The following is a 4972-nucleotide window of genomic DNA, read 5'->3' on the forward strand; positions in this document are numbered from 1 at the left end:
CCCGCCTCCTTGCGGATATCTCATGCAACCGGCCTACCGCGCCAACTACCACTTGTCAGCCACGACATCACGCCAACAAGGTCAGTAATCCAGACGACGCGGTCGCCGAGAGAGGTCAGTCGGTCGAGAACCTGGGTCGGTTGCGGACCGGCGGTGATGTCGCCGGTGAGCACGATGCGATCGGCGGCACTCACCTCTGGTTCGGCGAGCACGGCCTCCAGGGCCGGCAGGACTCCGTGAATGTCGGACAGTACGGCTACTCGGTTCAGCATGCTCACCACTGTGGGATGAGGTCTCCTTGGAGGAGGGACCGTTCGCCTGACGCGTAGTTCCAAGGAGATGACTGCTTCAGCGCGCGTGGTCGCCGGGAGCGTACTTCTTCCAGGTGCCTCCGGCCTGCGCGGCGACGGCCTCGGTGTGAACGGCGTGATAGCCGAGCATCCCCGCAACGACCGAGGGCGGCGCCTGGAGGACGAGTTGCCGCAGGGTGGCGGTCCGGCTGTGGAGGGTGGGGACTCCTGCGGTGGTCAGCCGCTTGCCGAGGGTGGCGGGGTCCATGGGCTGTCCGGCCCGGCGTCCCGGGAAGAGCCAGTCGCTGGCGGGAAGAGTGCCGCCTGGCCAATTCGGGCGTCCGTCACGTATGTAGCCGAGCAGTAGCTCGGCAAAGGGTTCGGGAACCGGTGTGGGCGGGTCGCCGAGGAGGAGCGCGACCTGGTCGCCGTCGTGCTGGACATCGTGGACGGTGAGCCGGACGAGCCGACGGACAGGCTGGGCATAGAGGAGGATCAGGGCTGCCGCGATCCGTTCCATGAGCGGGAGATCGTCGCGGGTCATGATCTTGCGGATTAGAGCGATGCGGTGGTGCTGGCTGATCGGGGCCGGGTTCTCCGCGCGGATCGTGGGGACTTTCAATCGGGGCATGACCTGGTGGTCCATGCTCCAGCGCAGGAGCGCTTGGACGACGCGGCGGGTGGTGGCGTCCTGGGCCAACCAGGCGTCGAGGTCTGCCTGGGTGCACTCGCCGACGGCGCGGTCCCGTTCGGCGAGCCAGGTGAGGAAGGCGGCTGCCTGGATGAGCTGGGTGCGGGCGGTTTTGACGGCCCCGGGGCCGAGGGGCCGCTTGGCGGCGGTGGCCCGGAGCTTGCGCAGGATGTGCCAGGTGGCGAAGCGGTTCAGGAGCTGACGGTGTTCGAGGTTCTTGATGCTGTCGAGCCATTCGGGCAGGCGGCGTTCGAACAGCAGGAGGTGCCGGTCGCGGTGCGGCAGGACGCTGGTGTGCATGAGCAGGTCACGGACGTGGGCGACCGACCGCCAGGGCAAGAGCGTGCTCAATCCCTCGTAGGTGAGAGGCACTTCGCCGCAGGCAAGGGCGCGCAGGATCTTCTGGACGTGTGGCTTGCCGACCCAGGTCAGCGTTGCCTTGGGACGAGGCACGGACCTGACCTCGTCGAAGAACGGCACGAGTTCGGGCCGGACGCGGCCGGCGCCGTCGTCCAAAAGTTCTTCCAGTCTCTCGGCCAGGACGCAGTTTCCACATACTCCGAGCAGGTAGCGGCGGGCCTCTCGGCCGCAGCGTTCGCAGTGAAACTCGCCCAAGCCGCCCGCGCAGTTGGTGCACCACCGGCCGCCGTCCGGTGCGATGCCGGGTGGGAGACGGTCGACGCCGCAGCCGACGCACTGCCCATAGGTCTCCAGCGCGTGGTCGTAGCAAGCGGAGCACAGGTACCCCTCGGGCCAGTGGGCGGCTCCGAGACGGACAGCCCGGTGACAGCGCGCGCAGAACAGGTCCTCGGGCCGGACCCGGATGCGGCTCATTAATCCGGGCGGACGCGGGCCCGTTTGGGACGGACGGTGGCCGCGAGGTCGACCGCGTCGGCGCCGCCGGAGGCGGCGGTGCGGCGCGGGGCCGCGTTCTCCGCCTTGGTGGCGATCAACTCGGCGGGAGTGACGTCGAGGATGTCGCAGAGGGCGGCGAGGACGGGCAGGGACAGCCGTTCGGGGGTCTGGGTGACCAGTCGCCAGACCTGGACCGAGGACAGTTCGATGCCGCGGTCGGCCAGTAGCGGTGACAGGTCGGAGGCGACGAAGATGCCGCGCGTGGCCATTACCTCGCGCAGCCGCCACTGGTAGCTGACCTGGCGCTTCATCAGGCTCTCCTTGCCGGCCGCAGGGCGGCCTCCATCGTCGCGTCCAGCGCTCTGCGCAGGGTGCGGGTGCGGAAGTCGGAGGATACGCAGGTGTAGATCGCGGTCGTGGACGCGTAGTCGTGGCCGACTTGTTGCTGGAACCGGGCGTCCCAGCCGTCCTCGATCAGGTGGGTCACGTACGACCTTCGAAAGGAGTGGAAGTCCAGTCCCTCGTCCAGGCCGAGCGCGTCCCGGTAAGCAGCGAAGCGGGTGTTCATCTGGGAGAAGCCGATGCGGGCCGAGCGTTCCGAGGGCCACAGAGCCCCGGCGCCGGACGTGGCGAACAGCGGCCGGACCTCCTCGTTCCACTGCTGGAGGATCTCCGCCGACCAGTCCCAGACCGTCAGCACGCTGCGGCGCTTGCACGGCGAGCCCTTCTTCGCCTTGCCGTGGCGGACGTAGCAGACGCCGTAGTCGCCGAACTCCGGTCCCTCGGGGTTGCGGCCGAAGTCGACCGTGTCCAACATTCGGGTCTCGTTGCGGCGCAGGCCGAAAGCGTACGCGGTCTTGAAGAGCACCGCGTCACGGAACGCGGGCAGCCAGCCCTTGCGGCCCCGGCCGCGAACCTTGGTGACCTGGTCGTCGGCGTAGTCGAAGAACGCCTGCAACTCGTCCTGGGTGAAGGGCCTCTTCGCCGCGTCGGCTTCGGCGACCTCCACGTGCACCGCGGCGTTCCACTCGTGCACGACCTGTATGGGGTGAGTGCCAAAACGTTCTTCGCAGGTCGCAGCCCAGCCGTAGGCGGGGTCGACAGCGAAGTTACAGAACGAGCACACGGCACCTTGATAGTTGCGCAGCGTGGAGCGCTTCAGCCCGCGGACCGCCCGCAGATCGCCCATCCATTCGTCGAGCATCTGCGGCGACCAGGTCCACGGAAAGGCGTCGGCGTGCCGAGCGAAGGCCCGCACCGTCTTCTCCCGGCCCTCGATCGTGGAGAACGCCAAGTTGCGCGCCAGCTGCTGGTTGCGCCAGCCGTCCAGCATCGCGGTGAAGACCTGCTCGTCGGGCCGCAGCAGCGGCAGATCGCTGACCAGATGCAGCCCCGCTGCCCCGGGCGCGAGGCTGTTCCTGCTCATCAAAAGCACTCTCCGCCACTTACATCAGACGAAGGGATCTTTCATCAGATGTAAGTCAATCGCAAACGTGCAGGTAGGAAGCCTGTCCGTGGCCGCGTTGAGGGCTGCGGAAGCGACTCGCCCCGCTGGAGAGACCGCATACACTGAGGCCCTGGCCTGCGTCGATGAGTGACAGAACCTCCGATGTGCTGCCCGACCGCAGTGCTGCATCAGATGAAATTGCGGTCGCTTCGAGGATGAGCCCAGAAGGGGCCATGGGGTGATCACGAACAGGGGACGAGGGCCCTTTGCTTCGTGGAGCTGAGGGATGCCCGCCCCGGTCTTGGCCTGGCTCGAAGGAAGCATGACGTGAACGACTCACCGCAGCAATGGGACGACATACTCACTGAGCTTCTTTCATCCTTAATAGTCGCAGGTCAAGAGGGTGAGTACAGCTGCCACAGTCCTGCCGATGCAGTTGGTTGAGCAGCGCGCTCGCCGCAGCAGTCGCCAGGACTTGAGGCGGGCGAAGGCGCGTTCGCCGGGGGCACGCAGACGGGCGTGGTCGCGGTTCTACTGCTGGTAGTGCTCGGGCAGGTCGCGGTGGCCGTAGTACGGGGTGCGGACTGTGGCGTCGGCGCCCAGGTAGGCGCGGTCGGCCAGGACGAGGATCTGGCGGGTGAGGCAGGCCTGGACGATGCCGTGGGCGCGGGCTGCGGTCAGGTCGTGGGTTCGGCCCGGCGTCGCCCGTGAGAACCACAGCGGTGTGCCGTCGGGACGTGCGATGACCTGGACGTTCATGCCGTGCTTCTTGTGTTTCTGCGAGTAGTACGGCTCGTCCGCCTTGATGCGGTCGGTGGGGATGAGCGTGCCATCGAGGATGACGAAGTCGCCTTCGCCCAGACCGACGAGGGCCTCGTGCAGTCCCGGCGCCCACGAGGCGAGGACCTCGACGGTCTCGTGCACATACCGCCACGCGGTGGCCTCGGAAACTCCGAACCCGGCACTGACCTGTGCCGACGTCTTGTTCTTCCGTAGATGTGCCAGAACCAGCAAGGCCTGCTTGAAGCAGCTCAACCTCCGCCAGACCGACCGAAGTTCACGCCTTCGGGCGTAGATGAGCCATGAGACGTGCTCGACCAGCTCGTGCGGGAGGTCGAGCATGGAAGGATACGGAACCAACGAAGCCCTCCGGCCGATGGCGTGTTGAGTGAGATCACCACACCAACGACGAGGGGCTTTGCCACGTCACCCCACCTGACCAGCCCATTTCACCCGGCCGGGACAGGATGAAAGATGCTCACTGACATCCTCGTTGAATGCGGGCACTGCAACGGCCCGATACCCCCGCTCCCGCCCGAGGCGCCGGAGCCGCGCTACGAGTGCCTGCAACAGGCGGGCGACGCGTGCGCGGCTGTGACGATGCCTGCGCTTGAGCCCCAGAAGTACGTCGCCGAACACATGCTGGCTGAGCTGGCCAAGCCCACCGTCGCCGACCTCCTGACCGAGGTCCTGCGCGACTGGGCGGAGGAGGACCTGCCCCAGCAGAGGCAGCATAGCTCCGCCAAACTGCCTCTGACCAGCGCTTCTTCCGAATCCCGGCCTTGCGACGTGTTTACCCACACCATTCCTGGACGAAGCTCCCTCTGAGAGGGCGTTTGGTGTGGGTGAAATGCCGTTTATTTCCTAGTAGGTTCCTCGCCAGGTGGGTGTGGTCTCGTCCGTTATGCG

4 protein-coding genes and 2 pseudogenes are annotated in these 4972 nt (G+C 66.8%); 1 reads left to right on the forward strand and 5 read right to left on the reverse strand.

The genetic code is table 11. The annotated features are described in order from the left end of the window. Window positions 1–86: 86 nt before the first annotated feature. The 5 genes and pseudogenes from GAS53_RS54400 to GAS53_RS54420 all read right to left on the reverse strand — a co-directional run. Window positions 87–272: pseudogene (locus GAS53_RS54400) on the reverse strand (metallophosphoesterase family protein); the annotation flags it as partial. Window positions 273–348: 76 nt separating this feature from the next. After that, a complete protein-coding gene (locus GAS53_RS54405; protein ID WP_151485236.1) occupies window positions 349–1815 on the reverse strand; it encodes a site-specific integrase in 1467 nt (488 codons plus the stop codon). Beyond that, entirely contained in the window at window positions 1815–2147 is a 333-nt protein-coding gene (locus GAS53_RS54410) for a helix-turn-helix domain-containing protein (protein ID WP_151485237.1), read from the reverse strand. Before GAS53_RS54410 ends, GAS53_RS54405 begins: the two co-directional genes overlap by 1 nt. After that, window positions 2147–3262: a tyrosine-type recombinase/integrase gene (locus GAS53_RS54415; protein ID WP_151485238.1), complete on the reverse strand. Its 1116-nt coding sequence runs from the start codon at window positions 3260–3262 to the stop codon at window positions 2147–2149. Before GAS53_RS54415 ends, GAS53_RS54410 begins: the two co-directional genes overlap by 1 nt. Before the next feature lie 402 nt (window positions 3263–3664). Then, window positions 3665–4464, reverse strand: a pseudogene (locus GAS53_RS54420) (transposase family protein). Between the two features lie 73 nt (window positions 4465–4537). Between GAS53_RS54420 and GAS53_RS54425 the strand changes: the two are divergent. Next, window positions 4538–4891, forward strand: a complete 354-nt coding sequence (locus tag GAS53_RS54425) for a hypothetical protein (RefSeq protein WP_151485239.1) — start codon at window positions 4538–4540, stop codon at window positions 4889–4891. The last annotated feature ends 81 nt before the right edge of the window (window positions 4892–4972 follow it).

Origin of the sequence: Streptomyces albicerus (genome assembly GCF_008905045.1) — a bacterium.
Taxonomy (GTDB): domain Bacteria; phylum Actinomycetota; class Actinomycetes; order Streptomycetales; family Streptomycetaceae; genus Streptomyces; species Streptomyces albicerus.

Coding starts and splice junctions, on each gene's coding strand:
- GAS53_RS54415 (WP_151485238.1), bottom strand. CDS start 3,262: ATGAGCAGGAACAGCCTCGCGCCCGGGGCAGCGGGGCTGCATCTGGTC.
- GAS53_RS54405 (WP_151485236.1), bottom strand. CDS start 1,815: ATGAGCCGCATCCGGGTCCGGCCCGAGGACCTGTTCTGCGCGCGCTGT.
- GAS53_RS54425 (WP_151485239.1), top strand. CDS start 4,538: ATGCTCACTGACATCCTCGTTGAATGCGGGCACTGCAACGGCCCGATA.
- GAS53_RS54410 (WP_151485237.1), bottom strand. CDS start 2,147: ATGAAGCGCCAGGTCAGCTACCAGTGGCGGCTGCGCGAGGTAATGGCC.